Annotated in this window: 16 protein-coding genes; 13 read left to right on the forward strand and 3 right to left on the reverse strand. The window is 63.1% G+C overall.

Annotated features, from left to right (window positions below):
• The first annotated feature begins 60 nt into the window (after positions 1-60).
• Genes ACR1XV_RS05900 through ACR1XV_RS05910 form a run of 3 tightly spaced genes read left to right on the forward strand, consistent with a single transcriptional unit; the run spans position 61 to position 3959 of the window.
• The gene (locus ACR1XV_RS05900) at positions 61-885 is read left to right on the forward strand and encodes a hypothetical protein (RefSeq protein WP_480529464.1); all 825 of its coding nucleotides are present in this window, start codon (positions 61-63) and stop codon (positions 883-885) included.
• A gap of 51 nt (positions 886-936) precedes the next feature.
• Positions 937-2385, forward strand: coding sequence for a TrkH family potassium uptake protein (locus ACR1XV_RS05905; RefSeq protein ID WP_480529465.1), 1449 nt, complete (start codon positions 937-939; stop codon positions 2383-2385).
• Positions 2385-3959 carry a thiamine pyrophosphate-binding protein gene (locus ACR1XV_RS05910; protein ID WP_480529466.1) on the forward strand — a complete coding sequence of 525 codons (1575 nt, stop codon included), beginning with the start codon at positions 2385-2387 and terminating at the stop codon, positions 3957-3959. The genes ACR1XV_RS05905 and ACR1XV_RS05910 overlap by 1 nt, the downstream gene beginning before the upstream one ends.
• 57 nt (positions 3960-4016) lie before the next feature.
• On the opposite strand, the gene ACR1XV_RS05915 is transcribed toward ACR1XV_RS05910, so the two are convergent.
• Positions 4017-5753 carry a serine protease gene (locus ACR1XV_RS05915; RefSeq protein ID WP_480529467.1) on the reverse strand — a complete coding sequence of 579 codons (1737 nt, stop codon included), beginning with the start codon at positions 5751-5753 and terminating at the stop codon, positions 4017-4019.
• 195 nt (positions 5754-5948) lie between these two features.
• On the opposite strand from ACR1XV_RS05915, the gene ACR1XV_RS05920 reads away from it, so the two are divergent.
• Positions 5949-6878, forward strand: a complete 930-nt coding sequence (locus tag ACR1XV_RS05920; protein ID WP_480529468.1) for a glycine--tRNA ligase subunit alpha — start codon at positions 5949-5951, stop codon at positions 6876-6878.
• A gap of 8 nt (positions 6879-6886) precedes the next feature.
• On the opposite strand, the gene ACR1XV_RS05925 is transcribed toward ACR1XV_RS05920, so the two are convergent.
• Positions 6887-7519, reverse strand: coding sequence for a MarC family protein (locus ACR1XV_RS05925; protein ID WP_480529469.1), 633 nt, complete (start codon positions 7517-7519; stop codon positions 6887-6889).
• A 78-nt stretch (positions 7520-7597) separates the two neighbouring features.
• Here ACR1XV_RS05925 and ACR1XV_RS05930 point away from each other — a divergent pair, with 78 nt between their 5' ends.
• The 9 genes from ACR1XV_RS05930 (at position 7598) to glmM (ending at position 19804) form a co-directional block, all read left to right on the forward strand.
• On the forward strand, positions 7598-8119 hold the full coding sequence (locus tag ACR1XV_RS05930) for a DUF6446 family protein (protein ID WP_480529470.1): 522 nt from the start codon (positions 7598-7600) through the stop codon (positions 8117-8119).
• 3 nt (positions 8120-8122) lie between these two features.
• Complete coding sequence (gene gltS / locus ACR1XV_RS05935; RefSeq protein ID WP_480529471.1) at positions 8123-9331, forward strand: sodium/glutamate symporter; 1209 nt, start codon at positions 8123-8125, stop codon at positions 9329-9331.
• A 57-nt stretch (positions 9332-9388) separates the two neighbouring features.
• Positions 9389-11539: a glycine--tRNA ligase subunit beta gene (gene glyS / locus ACR1XV_RS05940; protein WP_480529831.1), complete on the forward strand. Its 2151-nt coding sequence runs from the start codon at positions 9389-9391 to the stop codon at positions 11537-11539.
• A gap of 58 nt (positions 11540-11597) precedes the next feature.
• On the forward strand, positions 11598-14138 hold the full coding sequence (locus ACR1XV_RS05945; protein WP_480529472.1) for a putative PEP-binding protein: 2541 nt from the start codon (positions 11598-11600) through the stop codon (positions 14136-14138).
• A 186-nt stretch (positions 14139-14324) separates the two neighbouring features.
• Positions 14325-14963, forward strand: a complete 639-nt coding sequence (locus ACR1XV_RS05950) for a cell wall hydrolase (RefSeq protein WP_480529473.1) — start codon at positions 14325-14327, stop codon at positions 14961-14963.
• Between the two features lie 73 nt (positions 14964-15036).
• On the forward strand, positions 15037-16410 hold the full coding sequence (locus ACR1XV_RS05955) for a multicopper oxidase family protein (RefSeq protein WP_480529474.1): 1374 nt from the start codon (positions 15037-15039) through the stop codon (positions 16408-16410).
• Positions 16411-16513: 103 nt separating this feature from the next.
• Positions 16514-17434: a dihydroneopterin aldolase gene (locus ACR1XV_RS05960; RefSeq protein WP_480529475.1), complete on the forward strand. Its 921-nt coding sequence runs from the start codon at positions 16514-16516 to the stop codon at positions 17432-17434.
• Positions 17431-18429: a dihydropteroate synthase gene (gene folP / locus ACR1XV_RS05965; protein ID WP_480529476.1), complete on the forward strand. Its 999-nt coding sequence runs from the start codon at positions 17431-17433 to the stop codon at positions 18427-18429. Before ACR1XV_RS05960 ends, folP begins: the two co-directional genes overlap by 4 nt.
• 31 nt (positions 18430-18460) lie before the next feature.
• Positions 18461-19804 (forward strand): phosphoglucosamine mutase, encoded by a 1344-nt coding sequence (glmM, locus tag ACR1XV_RS05970; protein ID WP_480529477.1) that lies wholly within the window; start codon positions 18461-18463, stop codon positions 19802-19804.
• On the opposite strand, the gene ACR1XV_RS05975 is transcribed toward glmM, so the two are convergent.
• Positions 19801-20703, reverse strand: coding sequence for a DMT family transporter (locus tag ACR1XV_RS05975; protein WP_480529478.1), 903 nt, complete (start codon positions 20701-20703; stop codon positions 19801-19803). The genes glmM and ACR1XV_RS05975 overlap by 4 nt on opposite strands.
• Between the last annotated feature and the right edge of the window lie 54 nt (positions 20704-20757).

Raw genomic sequence — 20757 nt, forward strand, 5'->3', positions numbered from 1 at the left:
CGACCGGGGCGGGCGGAGGCCTTTTTCGTGCTGCATCGGTTTTATCAGGAGAGACATGCAATGAATCCGATTTCCCAACCGCTTGAGTTTCAGGCAGCGGCCATCCGAATGGCCGGTTACGCGATGGCCAGCCAGATGGAGATCATGCAGATCATGACCCGTGCGGCGTTTGAACTGCCGATGGCGCCGCTGCAGGGGCTGAAGACAACCGGGGCGCCTGCGCCTGCGCCGCGCAAGGCGGCACCGGCCAAACCTACGGCCAAGGCGAAGCCTGCAGCCAAGCCGAAAGTTGTGGTCAAACCGAAGGCTGAGGCTGCCAAGCCCAAAGCAGTTGCCAAGCCCGCGGCCCCCAAGGCAAAGGCTGCGCCAAAGGCGAAACCTGTTGCGGTCAAGCCCGCACCTGCGGCGAAACCTGCCGCTAAGGCTGCTCCGGCGAAGACACCCGTCAAAGCACCGGTTAAGCCGGTCTCGACCGCTGCCAAGGCTGTCGCGGCGGTGAAATCGGCTGCTGCGGCCAAAACCAAGGCGGCCCCCAGCGCGCCCAAACCTGCGGCGGCGGCGAAGCCTGCGCCCGCCAAGCCGGTGGCTGCCAAGCCCGCCGCGAAACCTGCGCCCGCGAAGACTGTTGCCGCAAAACCCGCTGCGAAACCTGCGCCGATGAAGGCCGCCGCCGCAAAGCCTGCCGCAAAACCCGCCGCGCCCAAGGCTGCACCCGTTGCAGAGGCGGTAAAACCGGTCGCTGCCAAGCCCGCTCCGGTCAAGGCAGCAGCGCCCAAGCCTGTCGCCGCAACCAGTGCCGAAGCGCCCAAACCCGCAAATCGCCGGACGCGCGCGCCGTCGAAACCGCCTGCAATGCCGTCCTCTGCGGCAAAATCCGACACCTGACGCGGATCATCTGCTTGACACTGTCGGGCTGGCGCGCCAACGCTGCCCGTCATGATGGATCTTCGCCCGGTCGGATATGTGATTGGCCTGCTGGTCGCCATTCTTGGGGCGACCATGCTGCTGCCGATGCTTGCCGACCTGATCGAGGGCCGGGGCGAGTGGCACGTTTTCTTTGAAAGCGCGGTCATCACGCTGCTGACCGGCAGCGTTCTTGCGATGAGCTGCTCGAACGGGGTGGGTGAAGGTCTGACCATCCGTCAGACCTTTTTGTTGACCTCGGGCGTTTGGGTGGCCCTGCCGGTCTTTGGGGCCATCCCCTTCCTGTTCGGCGAGACGGAGCTGCGCTTTGTCGACGCCTATTTCGAGGCGATGTCGGGCCTGACCACTACTGGCTCTACCGTGATCTCGGGGCTCGACGATCTGCCGCAGGGCCTGTTGCTGTGGCGCGGGGTGCTGCAATGGCTGGGCGGCATCGGCATCATCGTTGTTGCCATGGTGTTCCTGCCTGAACTGCGGGTCGGGGGGATGCAGATCTTCCGGTCCGAAGGCTTTGAGACCATGGGCAAAATCCTGCCCCGCGCGCAGGAGATCGCCGGGCAGATTTCGCTGATCTACGTGTTCCTGACCGCCGTCTGCGCGCTGGTCTATGCCGGTTTGGGGATGGGGTTCTTCGATGCGGTGGTTCATGCGCTGACCACCATTTCGACCGGAGGGTTCTCGAACTACGACGCCTCGTTCGGGACGTTCTCGGGTCCGGCGGAATATGCTGCCGCCGTGTTCATGATCCTGGCCGCGCTGCCCTTCGTGCGCTATGTGCAGCTGGCCAATGGCCAGACGAGCTCGTTATGGAAAGACAGCCAGATCCGCGCGTTTCTGGCGACCATCGCGGTTCTGGTTCTGGTGATGTCGATATTCCTGACCTCGGTCTTTCCGCATCACTGGGAACAGGCGGTGCGCGAGTCGCTGTTCAACATCACCTCGATCATCTCGGGCACCGGTTATGCCAGTGTCGATTACATGGGCTGGGGATCGTTCCCGATCATGCTGTTCTTCCTGATCGGCCTGATCGGCGGCTGCGCGGGTTCGACCGCGTGTTCGATCAAGATATTCCGCTATCAACTGCTGTTTGCCTCGATCAAAACCCAGATCCGGCGTATCCGCTCGCCCCATGGGGTGTTCGTGCCGCGCTATGACGGGCGGGCGATCAGTCGGGACGTTCTGACCTCGGTCATGAGTTTCTTCATGTTCTTCGTGCTGTCGATGGGCGTTCTGTCCTGGGCGCTGGCGCTGACGGGGTTGGATTTCATCACCTCGGTGTCGGGCGCGGCCACGGCGCTGGCCAATGTGGGGCCGGGGCTGGGGGATCAGATCGGGCCTGCGGGTAATTTCGCCGGGCTGAATGATGGAGCCAAGTGGTTGCTGACCATCGGCATGCTGGTCGGGCGGCTGGAGCTTCTGGCCGTCTATGCAATCTTCACACGTCAATTCTGGAGAGGGTGATGAAGCGACCTCTGGGGGCTCAGATATCTCATATGCTGAAGGATCGCGGCGTTGATGTGATCTTTGGCATTCCCGGTGTTCATAACCAAGAGATGTATCGCGGCATCGAAGAGGCCGGGATCACCCATGTTCTGGCCCGGCACGAGCAGGGCGCGGGGTTCATGGCCGACGGCTATGCGCGCGCAACGGGCAAGCCGGGGGTGGCCTATGTGATCACCGGGCCGGGGCTGTGCAATATCATGACGCCGATGGGGCAGGCCTATTCGGATTCTGTGCCGATGCTGGTGCTGTCATCCTGTCTGGACGAGGTGCAGGCGCAGCGCGGGCAGTTGCACCAGATGAAAGATCAGCGCGCCGCGGCTGAGACGGTGGCCGACTGGTCCTGTCAGGCGCAGGACGCGCAGGCCGCCTATGGGCTGATCGAGCGGGCGTTCGAGGAATTCGAACTGTCGCGCCCGCGTCCCAAGCATATTCAGGTCCCCATTGCGCAGCTAGAGGCCGATGCCGATCCTGCGCCCTTCCCGAACCAACCCGCGTTGCGGAACAAGGTGCTGCCGCCCGATGTGGCCTCGGTTCTGTCGCTGCTGAATATCGCGCAGCGGCCTTTGTTCATTCTGGGCGGTGGGTGCCGGTCGAACCTATGGCGGCAGATCCTGACGCAGCTGGGGGCGGCCTGTTTCACCACCTATGCCGGGCGCGGGCTGGTCGGGGCCGACTATCCGCTGGATTTCGGGTCCATGCTGCCGCGACCGGGCAGCGCCGAGGTGATTGCCTCGGCTGATCTGGTTGTGGTTGTCGGGGCCGAACTGGGCGAGGTCGATCTGTGGCGGCACGATCTGGGGCACACCGCCAACATGGTGCGCGTCGATCTGGACCCCGAGGTCCTGTCGGATCGCCACCGCGCGGCGGTCAAGCTGCAGGCGGATGGAGAGAGTTTTGCCCATGCGCTGTGGGCCTCGGCTGAGAAGGTGAAGCCCGCGACCGGCTGGTCCGAAGCCGAAGTCAGCGCCGCCCGCGCGCGTTGGCGGGCCGAGGTGGATGCCGGGCGTCCGGGCATCGTGCCGGTGATCGACGCCTTGCGCGCGGCGATGCCTGCCGAGACGATGATCTATTCGGACATGACCCAATTCGCCTATGTCGCCAAAGAGGTCTGGGACATGGCCGTGCCCTATCACTGGCACCACCCGACCGGGTTTGGCACGCTGGGCTACGCGCTGCCTGCCGGGATCGGTGGAGCGGTGGCGCGGCGGGGTAAGCCCACGGCGGTGATCGCGGGGGATTACGGGTTCCACTACACGATGCAAGAGCTTGGCGTTGCTGTGGAACTTGGTCTATCGCTGCCCATCATCCTGTGGGACAACGGCAAGCTGAAAGAGATCGAGGACAGTATGGTGCGCGGTCAGATCGCGCCCAATGCCGTCGTCGCGCGCAACCCGGATTTCTGCAAACTGGCTGAGGCATTTGGGGCCTTGTCCGCCGCGCCGGGGACGCTGGATGAGATGCAAGAGGCCGTGCGCGCCGCGTTCGAGGCCGAGGGGCCAACGCTGATCCGGGTGACGCCGGACATCCTGTAAGTCCAAGAAAAAAGGCGCCGCACCGGGGTGCAGCGCCTTTTCATCAATCCCGACAGCTTAGTCCCAGCAGTGAACCAGAACGGTCATGCCATTGGCGCGACGGCTCAGCTCATTCGGCGAAATCTGGGCCGAGGCCTGCGCGGGTTGGCCTGCGATGCCTGCCTTGGTGAGAACTTCGGTCAGACGATCCACATTGGCGGCAAGGCTGACCGAACCGGGCAGGGCGCGCCCGTCCGACGGCTTGGGCAGCAACATGCCGACGACGCTGCCGCTGTCGTCAAAGACGGGTCCGCCCGCGTCTCCGGGCTGCGATGCCAGTGCGAGGCGTTTGACGCCGTCCTCGCCGTTCAGGCCGCGGATATCTGCGATTTCGCCAAAGGTTAGGGTGGGGGCTCCCAACGCGCCTTCGTAGGAAAAGCCCGAGACGGTGACCGGAGACTGGATGCGCGGCTGATCCGCCCGGAATTCGGCAACACTGATCGGGGCAAGTGTTTGTTTGGGGCGCAGAACGGCGATGCCGAGGGCTGTGTCCTGCCATGCGACCTGCAGCTCCTGATCGCCGTCCAGCGTGATGCGGGTGCAACTGTCGGCGGCCTCGGCGACGGTCAGAACCGTGCCGTTGGTATCGGCAAAGAAGCCCGAGCGCGACAGGCGCGGTTTGCGGATCTGCAGGCCCGAGACCAGATCGATGCGCTGTTCCGCATCCGCCCCGGCACCGGCATCCAGCACGGCATCGGTGGTGGTAAAGCTGGCCCGCATCGCGGCCAGAACGCGGGCACGGCGGGCGTCGTCGCCTTCGGGCCAGACCAGCGTGAAGCCTTTGATCTTGCCGTCTTTCAGCCCCGCCTGCGTGTAGGACACGGTCCCGTTGCCGCGTCCTTCGATGGTAAAGCTGTTGCCGCGCAGGGCGCGTTCACCATCCAGCGGAATGATCTCGAGCGACTGCATCACCTGATAGAGTGCGCGAAGGGTGGCGGGTGAGCCCTCTTGCGAGATCAGCAGCGCCTTGGCGTCCAGATCGGAACTGGGTTTGAAATGGGCGAAGGGGGCCTCATACCGGTCAAATTCCAGAACGCCCAGCGGCAGGTCCAGTTCAATCCCGGCTTGCGGGTCGGTGTATTGCTCCATCCCGACGCTGATCAGTGGGGCGTTGTAATCGTCCAGCAGGGTCTTGCGCTGCAGGGTGGTCAGAACGCCTGTGGCCTCGAACCCGTTGAACCGCTGCCAATCGCTCATCGAGCGGCGGGTGCCCTGACCGAAGGCTCCGTCGATGGTCGAGTTGTAGAACCCGGCGGCCTGCAGCGCGGTCTGCAGGTCTTTGCGCTCTTGCGCGGTAAGCAGGCGTTCGCCCTGCAGCGCCTGCGCGCGGGTTTCGTCCGAGGCTTGAGGCGTCAGACCGGCCTGCGGCTGTTCCTGCGGTTCGGGCTGGACCGGGGGCGTGATCACGCCGCGGTTCAGGATGTTGGCCCCAATGGGCCAGAATTGTTGCCCGAAGCTGCTGGAAAAGGCGATGAAACTGTCTGCGGGGATTTGCCGCTCGGTCCGGTAGACGCGCAGAACCTGCTCGGCATCGTCACGCAAATAAGGACCAATAACAATGGCATACCAGCCAGAGTTCAGGCGAAATCCATTCACATCTGGCAGGGAGTTCGCATAAACCTGCGCCCGGTCCTGCGCTTCGCGCAGCGAGGGTTGTGCCTCGACCTGAACCCAGACGCCAGCGTCCTGCTGGGCAAAAGCGGCGCGCAGGCCGAAGAGGAAAAAGAATGTAATAACCGTAAATACGCGTGTCATTGTCTGCCCGTGTTATGCAGTGTTTTCACTTTGGCGCAGAGTACGCGGAATCGCGGCCTGATTGCCATGCCCGGAATACGGGGAATTCTGGGTGTGGCTGCGCAGCGACAATAGGGGCGGATTGGCCCGTTGACGCCCCTTGGTGGCTTGCATAGGAAGGGCCGAACCCACCGGAACCCTCCCAAGGGGAATGATATGACCGAACCCAGCAGCGCACCTCGTTCTTTTCAGGAGATCATCCTGCGGCTTCAGACCTATTGGGCCTCGAAAGGCTGCGCGATCCTGCAGCCCTATGACATGGAGGTCGGCGCGGGCACGTTCCACCCTGCGACGACTTTGCGCGCTTTGGGGTCCAAGGCGTGGGCCGCAGCTTATGTGCAGCCTTCGCGTCGTCCGACGGACGGGCGGTACGGTGAGAACCCGAACCGGTTACAGCACTATTATCAGTATCAGGTGCTGATCAAACCCAGCCCGCCGGATTTGCAGGACCTGTATCTGGGCTCGTTGCAGGCCATCGGCATCGACATGGACCTGCATGATATCCGCTTTGTCGAGGATGATTGGGAGAGCCCAACGCTGGGTGCCTGGGGTCTGGGCTGGGAGGTCTGGTGTGACGGCATGGAAGTCAGCCAGTTCACCTATTTCCAACAGGTTGGCGGCCATGATTGCGCGCCGGTGTCAGGCGAGCTGACCTATGGGCTGGAACGTCTGGCCATGTATGTGCTGGGCATCGATCATGTGATGGACATGCCGTTCAATGATCCTCAATCCCCCAGCCCGCTGACCTATGGCGACATCTTCAAGCAGACCGAAGAGGAATACGCGCGCTGGAATTTCGACGTGGCCAACACCGAGGTTCTGTTGCGCCATTTCGAAGAGGCTGAGGTCGAGTGTGCCGCCATTCTGGCGCAGGAACATGACGATCCCAAGACCGGCAAGCGCATTGTGATGGCGCACCCCGCTTACGATCAGTGCATCAAGGCGTCTCATATCTTCAACCTGTTGGACGCGCGCGGGGTGATCTCGGTGACCGAGCGGCAGGCCTATATCGGCCGCGTCCGAGCGCTGGCCAAGCAATGCGCCGATGCGTTTGTGCAGACCGAGGCCGCCGGGTTCGAGGCCTGATGCCGCGCCTAGGCCAGACCGGGCAGCAGCGCCTTGAGGCCATCGGCGATCATGCTGATGGCAATGGCCGACAGGATCATGCCCATAAACCGGCTCATGATCACGCGCGCGTTGTCCGACAGCCGCTGCGCCAGCCAGGCGGCGTTCCAGAAGGTCACCAGAAGCAACGCAACGACGGTCAGAAAAACACCAATGTAAGCAACGGCCTCAGTCGGGGTCTTGATGTGATGCGCGTAGAGGATCAGCGTTGTGATCGTGCCGGGGCCGACCAGAATGGGAAAGGCCAGCGGGTAGAACGCGACGGTCTCGGGTTCGGGGTAGCTTTGCTTTTCCCCGTCGGTGCCGTGGTGCGAGGTGCTTTCGTTGCCGTTCAGCATATTCAGCCCGATCATCAGAACGACCAGCCCGCCCGCGACGCGCAAGTGATCGACGCTGATGCCAAAGAGCCCCAGTGCCTGACTGCCGACCGAGGCGAAAGCGCTGCCCAGAACGATGCAGTAAATCGCTGTTTTCACGGCGACTTTGCGCTGATCCGCGGCGGGCAGGTTCTGAGTGACGCTCAGAAACACGGGCAAGTTGGTGATCGGGTTCATGATTGCGAACAGCGCGCCAAAGAACCCGACGGCAAGGGTGGTTTCCATATCTGTCGCCTTATATCAGCCCGTAATGGGCTGAAATCTGGATTATTTCCGCACAACATGAAAGAGGCTGCGTAAGAGATGACCGGGAAAGTGCTGGCGCTGATCCTTCTGTTCTCGGCCCTGTTGGCGGGGGCGGGCATGTATTACCTGCAGGTTTACGGGTTCTACTATGATGTCGAGCCGCGTCCCGGACAGGATGTCGCGCTGCTGGCGCAAGGGGCCGATGCGCCCGAGGCGATCAGCTATGGCGCGTTTCAGGCGATTGATGCCGACAGCTCTCCGATCCGGTATCGGGCGTGTTTTGAAACGGACCTGACGCCTGACCAGATGACCGGATTTACCCCCGTGGAAAATGCCGAGCCGCTGACCGCGCCGGGTTGGTTCGATTGCTATGACGCCGTTGCGCTGGCCGATGCGTTGAAATCAGGGCAGGCGCGGGCGTTCATGGGTGCGAAGAACATCCACTATGGCGTCGACCGGATCGTTGCGATCACGCAGGACGGCAAGGGCTATGTCTGGCACGCGCTGAACAATTGCGGTGAGAAAGCCTATGACGGCACGGTGGTGGGCGAGGAATGCCCGCCCCGACCGCAGGAATAGCGCATGGGGCAGGCCGTCGCGATCCCGGATTTTCTGACCGCAACGCTGGGCTTTGCGGTCTACCTGCTGGGGGCCGAGATCAATGCCCGCGTCGCGACCTTGCGCAATTTCAACATCCCGGAGCCTGTGACCGGAGGTCTGCTGGCCTCGCTAGTGGTGCTGATGCTCTATCTGATGTTCGGGATCGAGCTGTCCTTTGGCCTGACCGCGCGGGATTTCCTGCTGGTGCTGTTCTTTGCGGGGATCGGCCTGAATGCCCGGCTGTCGGATTTGATTGCGGGCGGCAAGCCGTTGCTTTTGTTGCTGATATTGACCCTTCTGACCATCGTCGCGCAGAACGTGATTGGTGCTGGTGGGGCGGTTCTGTTTGGCTATCCCGCGCAGGCCGGAGTGCTGTTCGGCTCGGCCGCCCTGATCGGAGGGCACGGCACCGCGATTGCATGGGCCCCCGAAGTGGCCGAGGCGACTGGGCTGGCGGGCGCGACCGAACTGGGCGTGGCGGTGGCGACTTTGGGCCTTGTTTTAGCGGCGCTGGTCGGTGGCCCCATCGCGCGGCTGCTGGTCGAGGGACGCAAGCTGAGCCCCAACCGTCCCGAGGAAGAGCATACCGTGGGTCTGCCCGATGAGGTTGACGCAAAAACGGCGATTGATCATCAGACCATCATGCGGGTGCTGCTGCACCTGAACCTCGCGATTATCGCGGGCTATATCCTCAGCGATTTTATCAGCGCCGCGGGGCTGAAACTGCCCCTGTTCGTGCCTTGCCTGATCATGGGCATTGTCATCGCCAATCTGCGTAGCGCGCTGTTCCCCAAAGCGCCGCCCGTGGCGCGCACACCGTCGCTGGCGCTGATCTCGGAATTCGCTCTGGGCGCGTTTCTGGCCATGTCGCTCATGAGCTTGCAGCTCTGGACCATCGCCGAACTGGGCCTCGCCATCGCCGCGATTATGACCGCCCAGACCCTGTTCGCGGTGGCCTTCGTGCTCTGGGTGCTGTTCCCGCTGATGGGCTCGAACTATCGCGCCGCTGTGCTGGCTGCCGGGTTCGGCGGCTTCGCCCTGGGCGCAACCCCCACCGCTATCGCGAATATGACCGCCGTGACCAAGCGATATGGCCCGTCGCCTATTGCCTTTATCGTGCTGCCCCTTGTATCCGCCTTCTTTGTGGATATCGCCAATGCCATCGTCATCCAGACGATTGTAAGTTTCTAAGGACCGACTATGCCCGACCTGCTGATCGAACTGTTTTCCGAAGAAATCCCCGCGCGGATGCAAGCCCGCGCCGGTGAGGACCTGAAAAAGCGGATCACCGATGGTCTGGTCGAGGGCGGTCTGACCTATGCCTCTGCCGCTGCTCTGACCACGCCGCGCCGCCTGACGCTGGCTATAGAAGGGCTGCTGGCCGAAAGCCCCACCATCCGCGAGGAACGCAAAGGTCCCAAGGTTGGCGCGCCGGACAAGGCCATCGAAGGCTTCCTGCGCGGTGCGGGTCTGACCCGTGACCAGTTGGCGGAACGCGACACCCCCAAGGGTGCGGTCTATTTCGCCACCATCGAAAAACCGGGCCGTCCGGCGGCCGAGATCGTGGCCGAGGTGCTTGAGGCCACCATCCGCAACTTCCCATGGCCCAAGTCGATGCGCTGGGGCGCGGGCTCGATGCGGTGGGTACGGCCTTTGCATTCGATCCTTTGTATTCTTAGCGATGAAGCCGGTGCACAAGTTGTGCCGTTGGAGGTTGAGGGGATCACGTCCGGGGACTCGACCCAAGGTCACCGGTTCATGGCTCCGAACCGGTTCGCGGTCACCTCGTTTGACGACTACGCTGCCAAGCTGAAGCGCGCCTTTGTGGTGCTGTCGCCTGAGGAACGCGCCGAGCATATCTGGAACGACGCCCAGAACCTCGCTTTTGCCGCTGGTCTGGAAGTGGTCGATGACAAGGGTCTGCTGGCCGAGGTGGCCGGTCTGGTCGAATGGCCGGTGGTGCTGATGGGGCAGATCGATGACGAATTCCTCGACCTGCCGCCCGAGGTGTTGCAGACCTCGATGAAAGAGCATCAGAAATTCTTTTCGGTGAAGAACCCCAAGACGGGCCGGATTGAGCGGTTCATTACGGTGGCTAATCGCGAGACCGCAGACAATGGCGCGACCATTCTGGCGGGGAACCAGAAGGTGCTGTCGGCCCGTCTGGCCGATGCCAAATTCTTCTGGGAGAATGACCTGCGCATCGTTCAGTCCGACGGGTTCGAGCCGTGGGTTGAAAAGCTGGATGCCGTGACATTCCACGCCAAGCTGGGATCTCAGGGGGAACGCGTGAACCGGATCGCGGCGCTGGCGCATGAACTGGCCCCGGTGGTTGGGGCCGATCCGGCGCTGGCGATGATGGCCGCACAGGGGTGCAAGGCGGATTTGTCATCCGAGATGGTGTTCGAGTTCCCCGAGTTGCAGGGCCTCATGGGCCGCTACTATGCCGATGCTGCTGAACTGCCTGCGGAAGTGGGGCAGGCGAGCGAAGAGCATTACTCGCCGCTGGGTCCGTCCGATGACGTGCCGACCGCGCCGGTATCGGTGGCGGTGGCGCTGGCGGATAAGCTGGATACGCTGACGGGGTTCTGGGCGATTGATGAGAAACCGACGGGCTCGAAGGACCCGTTCGCCCTGCGCCGTGCTGCGTTGGGGGTTATTCGGTTGGTGCTGACGAACGATTTGCGCCTTTCCCTGAAAGACACCTTCGCGTCAGGATTGGGCACTCTGTTGAAGTTGCCGGAATGGCAGGCGGCGCTGCTGGAGGCCAAGGCCAAGCAGGCGACTGCCGAAGATAAAGATGCCACCGCCCAACAGGTGCACGGGCTGGCGCATCAGGTTGAGGCGGCGACCTCGATTGTATCTTCAGCTCCGTCCGATTTGCTATCCTTCTTCCACGACCGCCTCAAGGTCTTCCTCCGTGACGAGGGCATCCGCCACGACGTAATCGACGCCTGCATCGCGATGGAGGGCAATGACGACCTCAACCTGCTGGTCAAACGCGCCCGCGCGTTGAATGCGGTGATTGCGACCGAGGATGGGGAGAACCTCGTGCAGGGGTTCAAGCGGGCCAATAACATCCTGTCTCAGGCGGAAGAGAAGGATGGGGTGGAATATTCCTACGGCGCGGATGTGAAATTCGCCGAGACCGACAGCGAAAAGGCGCTGTTTGCAGCGCTGGATGCGGCGCAGGTCAAGATCGACCCAGCCTTGCAGGCCGAGGATTTCCCGGCTGCGATGGCTGCTATGGCCGCGCTGCGGGCTCCGGTGGATGGGTTCTTTGAGGATGTGCAGGTCAATACCGACAACGACATCCTGCGCCGCAACCGCCTGAACCTGCTCAGCCAGATCCGGCAGGTCTGTTCCAGCGTTGCCGATCTGACCAAGATCGAGGGATAACGCCCTTGCGCCAAGGGCGCAGGGGCTTATGCTGCGGTGAAACAAAAAAGGTGCTGCATTGCAGAATAACCCGCACACCACGCTGATCACGTCCAAAGCACCCGTCGCCGCCAACACCCATGGCGGGCGGGCCAAATGCCTGCAACGTCTGGTGCGGCTGGACATGCCGGTGCCGCGAACGGTGGCGTTGTCCTTCGATGCGGTTCAGGGCATCGCCAAGGGACAGGTGCCCGACATCGCGGCGGTGCTGACCCAGTTCCAGGATGAGGCGCTGTTGTGCGTCAGGCCCAGTTCCGAAGATCCTGACTGGGGCGGGCCGGGCGCGGTGCTGAATATCGGCATGAACGATGCCCGTTATGTCGAGCTGTCGGCGGATATGGGGGCAGATGCAGCGGCGGCGCTGTATCTGCGGTTCGTGCAAAGCTATGCCATCCATGTGGCGCGTCTGGACCCGGACGTATTCGACGAAATCGACGCGGACGGGCGCGAGGGGCTGGGCCTGTCGCTGCGCGCCTATGAGGATGAGACCGACGAAGCCTTTCCGCAGGACCGTGGCGAGCAACTGATCGGCGTGCTGCGGTCTATGGCGCGGGCCTGGGACGGGACCTCGGCCCGCCTGTTGCGGCAGGCCCGGGGCGCGCCTGTAGATGCGGGGCTGGGGCTTGTCGTGCAGGAGATGATTCCGGGTGTCGGGCAGGGCGAATGCGGCTCGGGCGTGCTGCAGTTGATCGACCCGGCGACGGGGATGCCGCAGATCACCGGTCGCTACTTGAGCCAGAGCCAGGGGCGCGATGCCCTGGGTGAGGGGGTCTCGGCGCTGTATCTGGAAAAGGACGCGCGGGGCCAATCGCTCGAGGATGTGGCGCCCGAGGCGTTTGCCGATCTCAAGGCCCATGCCGCCCTGATGCGCCGGAAGCTGCGCGAAGAGATGCAGGTCGAATTTGTGGTCCAGAACGGCCAGGTGCACATTCTGGATGGCGTCCGGGTTCAGCGCGGCTCGCGCGCGGCGATGCGGATCGCGGTGCGGTTGGCCGAGGACGGGATCATCCCGCCGCAAGAGGCGGTGATGCGGGTTGATCCGCATTCGCTGAACGAATTGCTGCACCGTCAGGTCCACCCCGACGCCCAACGTGACGTGCTGACCACGGGTATCGCCGCCAGCCCCGGTGCGGCCACCGGGCGGATCGTCTTCACCGCTGCCGAGGCGCAGGCGAGTGCCGCGCGCGGAGAGCCCTGCGTTCTGGTGCGCCGCGAAACCTCGCCCGATGATGTGCGCGGGATGCACGCGGCGGTGGCGGTGCTGACTGAAAAAGGCGGGATCACCAGCCACGCGGCGGTGATTGGCCGGGGGCTGGGCTTACCCTGTATCGTTGGCGCGTCCGAGATGCGGTTTCAGACCAAGAAACGGCTGCTGACCGCGCCGGACGGGCGCGTGTTCAAAACCGGTGATGTGCTGACGATCGACGGCACCTCGGGTCAGGTTTTGGCCGGACAGCCCGAGATGCTTGAGGCGGCGCTGGACGATTGTTTTCAGACCCTGATGGGCTGGGCCGATGCCGAGCGCGACATTGCCATCCGCGCCAACGCCGACACGCCGGCAGATGCCCAGACCGCGCTGAACTTTCAGGCCGAGGGGATCGGCCTGTGCCGGACCGAGCATATGTTCTTTGACCCCGGTCGTCTGACCGTGATGCGCGAGATGATCTTTGCCCAGACGTCGTCGGGCCGGGCTGCGGTGCTGGAGCGCCTGCTGCCGATGCAGCGGCAGGGTTTCGTGCAGCTGTTTCGCATCATGGAGGGGCAGCCGGTCTGTATCCGCCTGTTCGACCCGCCACTGCACGAGTTCCTGCCCACCACCCGCAGCGGTCAGCGCGAACTGGCCGAGGCGCTGGACCTGCCGGTCTCGGACGTCGAGCGCCGGGTCGAGGCGATGAGCGAGTATAACCCGATGCTGGGCCTGCGCGGCGTGCGTCTGGGTGTAACCGTGCCGGAAATCTACGACATGCAGGCGCGCGCCATTTTCGAGGCGACGCTTGAGGCCAGCAAGGATGGTGCGCCGGTGGTGCCCGAAATCATGATCCCGCTGGTCTCGGCCAAGCGGGAGGTGGAACTGGTCAAGGCCCGCATCGACGCGGTCGCCGCCGAGGTCACGTCAGAGCGCGGCACCGAGTTCGATTACCGGCTGGGCGTCATGGTGGAGACGCCGCGCGCCTGTCTGCGCGCCGACGAGATCGCGCCGCAGACCTCGTTCCTCAGTTTCGGGACCAACGACCTGACCCAGATGACCTATGGCCTGTCGCGCGATGATGCGGGACGGTTCATGTCGGCATATGTCCGCTTAGGCGTGTTTAACGAAGATCCGTTTCACGTTCTGGATGCGGACGGGGTGGGCGAGCTGCTGAAACTGGGGGCTGAACGTGGCCGCCAAGCACAACCAGACGTTACACTTTCTGTCTGTGGCGAACATGGGGGTAACCCCGAATCAATCGCCATCTGTCGGGCGCTTGGATTCGACTATGTGTCCTGTTCGCCGTTCCGGGTGCCGGTCGCTCGGCTGTCTGCCGCTCAGTTGGCGATTTCGTCCAAACTTGGGGGTTGACTAACTGTCTCTCCTCTAGAAATAGTGCTTTCTGATACGTTCCGCTGTCGATGAATTTTGACCGCGTGAGCGGTTTTTTTCTTGCTTTTTCCAGAAAGCTGGACGTGTACCCCCAAGTGGGGTATCAGCCTCGTCGCGCCCGCCGGGGGAGGGTTTGGCGCGTTTGTGCCTGTGCGAGGTTATCTGATGAGACGCTACATATTGGCTGTTGCCGTGGGGGCCGCAGCCTTGCTGCCGAATTTGTCCGTCGCTGAGAAGCCGGACACCGATCCGTCTGCCCAGCTGGTTGCTCGTAACGAGTTGCCGGGACAGAGCTTTCGTGACTACCTAAGCCTGTTCAAACCGCGCAAATCGCCGGAACGGATCGAGATCGCCTATACCAAGGATTGGCTGGATCAGCAGCCCAAGGCCACCGGAGACGAAGATTTCCTGTGTCTGGCCGAGGCGCTGTATTTCGAGGCGCGCGGAGAAAGCGTGCGCGGCCAGTTTGCCGTGGCCGAGGTGATCATGAACCGGGTCGACAGTGGCCGCTTTCCGGATTCGCTGTGCGGTGTGATCAAGCAGGGAACGGGCAAGCGCTATCAATGCCAGTTCACCTATACCTGCGATGGCCACAAAGAGGTCATCCATGAGAAACGCGCCTATGAGCGTGTGTCCAAGGTGGCTCGCGCCGCGATTGACGGTATGGCCGAAGAAATGACTGCTGGCGCCACGCATTACCACACCAAGGCGGTCAAGCCGTCCTGGTCGCGGGTCTACAAGGAAACCGCGCGGATCGGTGTGCATATTTTCTACCGCCACAACTATCGCACCGCGAGTAACTGATTGACGCACCAGCGCTGGAAGGGTGCTGGTGCGATCCGGTTTTCGCCTTATGTTGCGGGCCAGGAGGTCCGCAATGTCATTATCCCGCAGACAGTTCATGCAATCGGCGCTGGCTCTGTCGATGATGCCGCGTGCGGCGTTGGCATCGGCCGATGCGCTGATCGCGCAGCAAGCAACCCAACAGATCGCGCCTGACGGCTATCCCGCGACCTCAGTCTGGAGCTATGGCACAGGCGTTCCTGGCCCTGAAATCCGCCTGCAACAGGGCGCGCGCGTACGGCGACGGTTGGAGAACACGCTGCCTCAAGCGACGTCGGTTCATTGGCATGGTATTCGGATCGACAATGCGATGGATGGTGTGCCCGGGCTGACGCAGGACGCGGTGCCGACAGGGGGCGGGTTCGATTATGATTTCGTGGTGCCGGATGCGGGAACCTATTGGTATCACGCCCATAACCGCTCGGTCGAGCAGGTGGCGCGGGGGCTCTATGGCCCGTTGATCGTGGATGAGGCCGCGGGGCCGGATGTCGATCAGGACCTGACGCTGATGTTGGACGATTGGCGGCTGGACCCCGAGAACGGGCAGATCACGGATGATTTCGAGAATGGTCATGACCAAAGCCACGCGGGGCGGCTGGGTAATCTTGTTGTGGTGAACGGGCGGTTTGATCCGTCCTATCCCGTGAAATCCGCCGAGCGCCTGCGCCTGCGGCTGATCAACGCCGCCAACGCGCGGATCTTCGACGTGGCGCTGGACGGGCTGACGGGATGGATCGTAGCGCTGGACGGGATGCCGCTAGAGATCCCGCTGCCCATGGAAGACAGCTTTCCGCTGGCACCTGCTCAGCGCGCGGATCTGATTGTCGATGTCACGGCCGAGGCTGGCCAGGCCGCAAGTGTCGTCAGCGTCGAGCGGGACGGGGCGTTTGGGCTGATCGGATTCGACGTGACCGGGGCGTCTGCGAAGGTGGCGAGGAGCGGTGTCAAGCCATTGCCCGCGAACCCTCTGCCAGCGGTCGAGGTGCAGGATGCGCAAACGCATCGCATGACGCTGCAGGGCGGGGCGATGCGCTGGCTCGACAGCGCCATTCTGGGTGAGACCACGCTTTCGGGCCGCGAACTGGCGCAGCTGGGGCGGTTCTGGGCGCTAAATGGCTATGCAGAACGGCCCGCTGATCCGTTTCTTGATGCGCAGTTGGGCGACACTCATATCATTGAGTTTGTAAACGAAACGGCCTTTCCGCACGCGATGCACCTGCACGGGCATCATTTCCGGCTGATCCTGCCCGATGGCAGTCTGGGGCCGTGGCGCGACACCGTGTTGGTCGAGCGGGGCCAGACCCGGCAGATCGCATTGGTGGCCGACAATCCCGGTGACTGGCTGTTGCATTGCCACATGCTGGGCCATGCCGCATCGGGGATGATGAGCTGGTTCCGGGTGACCTGACGCCGCATTCGATGGCTGGAAAGGCGTTTGTTGCGGTGCTATACGCCCGGCAAACGCCTAAAGTGGGCTGATCAGTCCAACCGAGCCCGAAAAGGTCCGTCAGATGAGTTCCGAAATCCGCCTTGCCTTTGCGCACCCGTCCGAGCGCTCTGAGGCGACCGCATCGCGTGGTCCGCTGGATCGCATCTCGCTGCGTGATCATATCGTCGAGGTCGAGATCGGAGCCTTTCAGGCTGAACGCGGCACCACGCAGCGCATCTGTTTCAACATCGTGGTCGAGGTGCGCCCGCTGACCGACCCCATCGACGACGACGTGGACCGAATCCTGTCCTATGACCGGGTGACCGAGGCCATCGCGTTCGAACTGGCGGCCGAACGCCTCAACCTGCTTGAGACGCTGGCGGATCGCGTGGCGGAGCGAATATTGCTTGAGCCTCAGGCCGTAAGGGCTTTTGTTCGCATTGAAAAATTGGATCGTGGCCCCGGTGCGTTGGGGGTTGAGATCGTGCGCGGGAAAGATGCGGGCCATCATGAAATCACCGAAGAAGAACGCCCCCATCCCCGGCTGGTGTTCCTGTCGAACGAGGCGATTGCCTCGGGCAATCTGACCGGCTGGATCGACCAGCTTGAGAACCGCCAGCGCCCGCTGATCCTGTGTGTCGGGGCCTCTGATCTGGTTGTGCCGCAGACGGGGCACGCGATGACCCAGCGCCGCATCGACCTGCTGGCGATTGAGCAGAACGCCTGGGTTCTGGCCGCGCGGGATCATCGTTGCGTGGTGGTCTCGACCCGGACCGAGCTCGATTGGGCGATGAAAAACGGTCAGATTTGCGTCTGGGCCCCGTCCAAGATCGTTTTGGATGCGGTGGATGGTCCCTCGGCGGCTCCGTCGGACGCGGTGGCGCTGGCGGCATGGTTTGCCGCAACTTTTGAAGCCAGCGAGATGCTGGTGATCGGGGGCGACCTGCCTGAAGCACCCAAAACACCGCTGCGCGCGGTTCCGGTGGAGCAGGCGCAGCTGTGACGGTCTACTACCGACCGCTGGTGCAGCATGGGCCGCTGCGTCCGGAGGGAGCGGTGTCGTTGGCCGGGCAACCCTTGTGGTTTACGCATGCTGAATGTCTGCAGCGGGGTAAGGCGCCTCGCATTGTTGATATTGTCGAAATTCCAGATGCTTATCTGCATAAGCTCACCCGGCTGCACGCGCCTGTTTCCGGGCTGGATATGGCGCAACCGCAGATCATGGGCATTCTGAACGCCACGCCCGACAGCTTTTCGGATGGTGGCGTTCACGACTCGGTCGAGGCCGCCCGCGCTGCCGCCGCTGCGATGGTGGCACATGGGGCGAGCATTCTGGATATCGGTGGCGAATCCACACGACCCGGTGCCAGTTTTGTTCCCGAGGACGAAGAGATCGCCCGTACACAGCCTCTGATCGAAGCCATTCGGGCCGAGACCGATGCCTTGATCTCAATCGACACGCGCAAGGCCAGCGTCGCCCGTGCCGCGCATCAGGCCGGTGCAGGACTGATCAACGATGTCTCGGGCTTCACCTTTGATCCGCAGCTTGCGCCGTATTGTGCCCGGATCGGAGCGCCGGTCTGTGTGATGCATATGCAGGGCGATCCGGCCACGATGCAGGACGATCCGCAATATGATAACGTCTTGCTGGACGTGTACGATTTCCTTGAGGCGCAGATTGCGCATCTGGAAAGCCTCGGGCTGAGCCGCGATCTGATTATCGTCGATCCGGGCATAGGTTTTGGCAAAAACACCCAGCATAACCTGACCCTGCTGCGCAATCTCAGCCTGTTTCACGGGCTGGGTTGCCCGATCCTGCTGGGCGTGTCCCGCAAGGGGATCATCGGTAAAATCGGCAAAGAGCCGCGCAAGGATGCCCGTGCGCCGGGCTCTATCGCGGTGGCTCTGGCAGGATTGTCACAAGGCGTGCAGATTATACGGGTCCATGACGTGGCCGAGACGGCTCAGGCCTTGCGTCTGTGGGCCGCCGTCCGGTAGGGCGGGTGCACGTAATCAAGGAGTAGATCTGATGCGCAAGCTGTTCGGAACCGACGGGGTGCGGGGCACCGCCAACACGCATCCGATGACGGCTGAGATGGCCTTGCGCATGGGGGCCGCCGTGGGCCGGTACTTCCGCCGGGATGCAAGCGGCGTGCACCGGGTCGTCATTGGCAAGGACACGCGGTTGTCGGGCTATATGCTGGAAAATGCGCTGACGGCAGGTCTGACCTCGACCGGGATGAACGTGCTGCTGCTGGGGCCGGTGCCGACGCCTGCGGTGGGCTTGATGACCCGGTCGATGCGGGCGGATCTGGGCGTGATGATTTCGGCCAGTCATAATCCGGCAGAGGATAACGGGATCAAGTTTTTCGGCCCCGACGGTTATAAGCTGTCGGATCAGGCCGAGCTTGAGATCGAGCGGTTGATCGAAGAGGGCGTAAACCCCGCACAGGCCAAGAACATAGGCCGTGCGCGCCGCGTTGACGATGCGCGCTTCCGCTATGGTGAGCGAGTGAAATCGTCGTTGCCGCGGGAGGTGCGGCTGGACGGGCTGAAGGTGGTTGTTGATTGTGCCAACGGGGCTGCACACCGCACCGCGCCCGAGGTGCTGTGGGAGTTGGGGGCCGACGTGATCCCGATTGGCGTCGCGCCGGATGGCAAGAACATCAACCTGGGCTGCGGGTCCACGCAGCCGCGGATCGCGGCCGAAACCGTGGTGGCCCATGGGGCCGATGTGGGGATCTGTCTGGATGGCGACGCAGACCGCGTTGTGGTGATCGACGAAACCGGCGTGGTTGCGGATGGCGATCAGCTGATGGCCTTGCTGGCGGGCGCATGGTCGCGTGCTGACCGGCTGAAGGGCGGGGCTCTGGTGGCGACGGTGATGTCGAATCTGGGGCTGGAACGGCATCTGGCCGGGCAGGGGCTGCGGCTTGAACGCACGGCGGTTGGCGACCGCTATGTGGTTGAACGGATGCGAGAAGGCGGTTTTAATCTGGGCGGCGAACAATCGGGCCATATCGTGATGAGCGACTATGCCACCACCGGCGACGGGCTGATGGCGGGCCTGCATTTCCTGGCCGAGATGGTGTTGTCGGAAAAGAAAGCCTCGGAACTTGCGCATCAGTTCGAAACCGTTCCGCAGTTGCTTAAGAATGTGCGGTTCACGGCCGGGCAGGCTCCGTTGGAGGCGGCCAATGTGCAGACTGCCATCTCTGAGGCTGAGGCGCGGTTGACCGGGCAGGGTCGCCTGCTGATCCGCAAGTCAGGCACCGAGCCCCTGATCCGCGTGATGGCCGAGTGCGAGGACGCAGCCCTGTTGACGCAGGTGGTCGACGGTATCGTGGCCGAGGTCGAGGCCGTTGCGGGCTAACGCCCGATCAGCATCCTGCGCAGGCTGAACCACTGGCTGATCGCCAGCCCGGTCAGGATCATGACCAGCGCGATGTAGAACCGCAGCGGCAGCGCCTCGGACAAGACCCAAGCGCCGAAGACCATCGACCAGATGGGCACCTGATAGTTGACCAGCGTCATGAAGACCGACCCGGCGCTGCGGATGATCGACACGCGCAGCAGCGTGGCAAAGGCGGTGGGGATCAGGCCCAGCGTGATCAGCGCCAGACCCGGGCGGGCACCTTGCCACGTAGGCACCCCTTCGATCATCAGCATGATGGGCAGCAGGATGACCGCGCCCACGACCAGCGTCAGCGCCGACAGTGTGACCGGATCAATCGGCGGGCAGCGGCGGGTAAAGATCGATGCGAAGGAATAACACAGCGCCGCCCCGATACAGGCCAGCTGCGCCAGCGGTTCGGTGCCCTGACCCAGCTGCGCCAGACCCGGCCCGATCAGCACCAGCGCCCCGGAAAAGCCCAGCGTCACACCGAACAGGCGGCGCAGGTTCATCGGCTCGTCCGAGAAGAAATGCGCCAGCGGCAGTACCATCAGCGGGATCGAGGCCATGGACAGCCCCGCAAAGGCCGAGGGCACATATTGCTGCCCCCAACTGAGCAGGACGAAGGGCAGGGCGGTCGACAGCACTCCGATCACGATGATCGAGGTCCACAGGGCTGCGTCGCCGCCGGGCAGCCTGCGCCCGGTCAGGCGCATCAGCACCAGCAATGTAACCGCAGCCAGAGTGGTGCGGGCGGTGGCCACGGTCACGGGGCCATAACCCTCCAGCGCTATGGCGACGACCATAAACGTAGCGCCCCAGATCAGGCCCAGAGCGATCACGCCGCCCCAGTCTCGGTGGTTGGGTTGTTGAACCATTCCATCCCCTTATCCCGCGCCTCGGGCCATGTCACGTGCTGATCTTGACTTTCC

This window comes from Ruegeria sp. AD2(2025) (genome assembly GCF_056542385.1).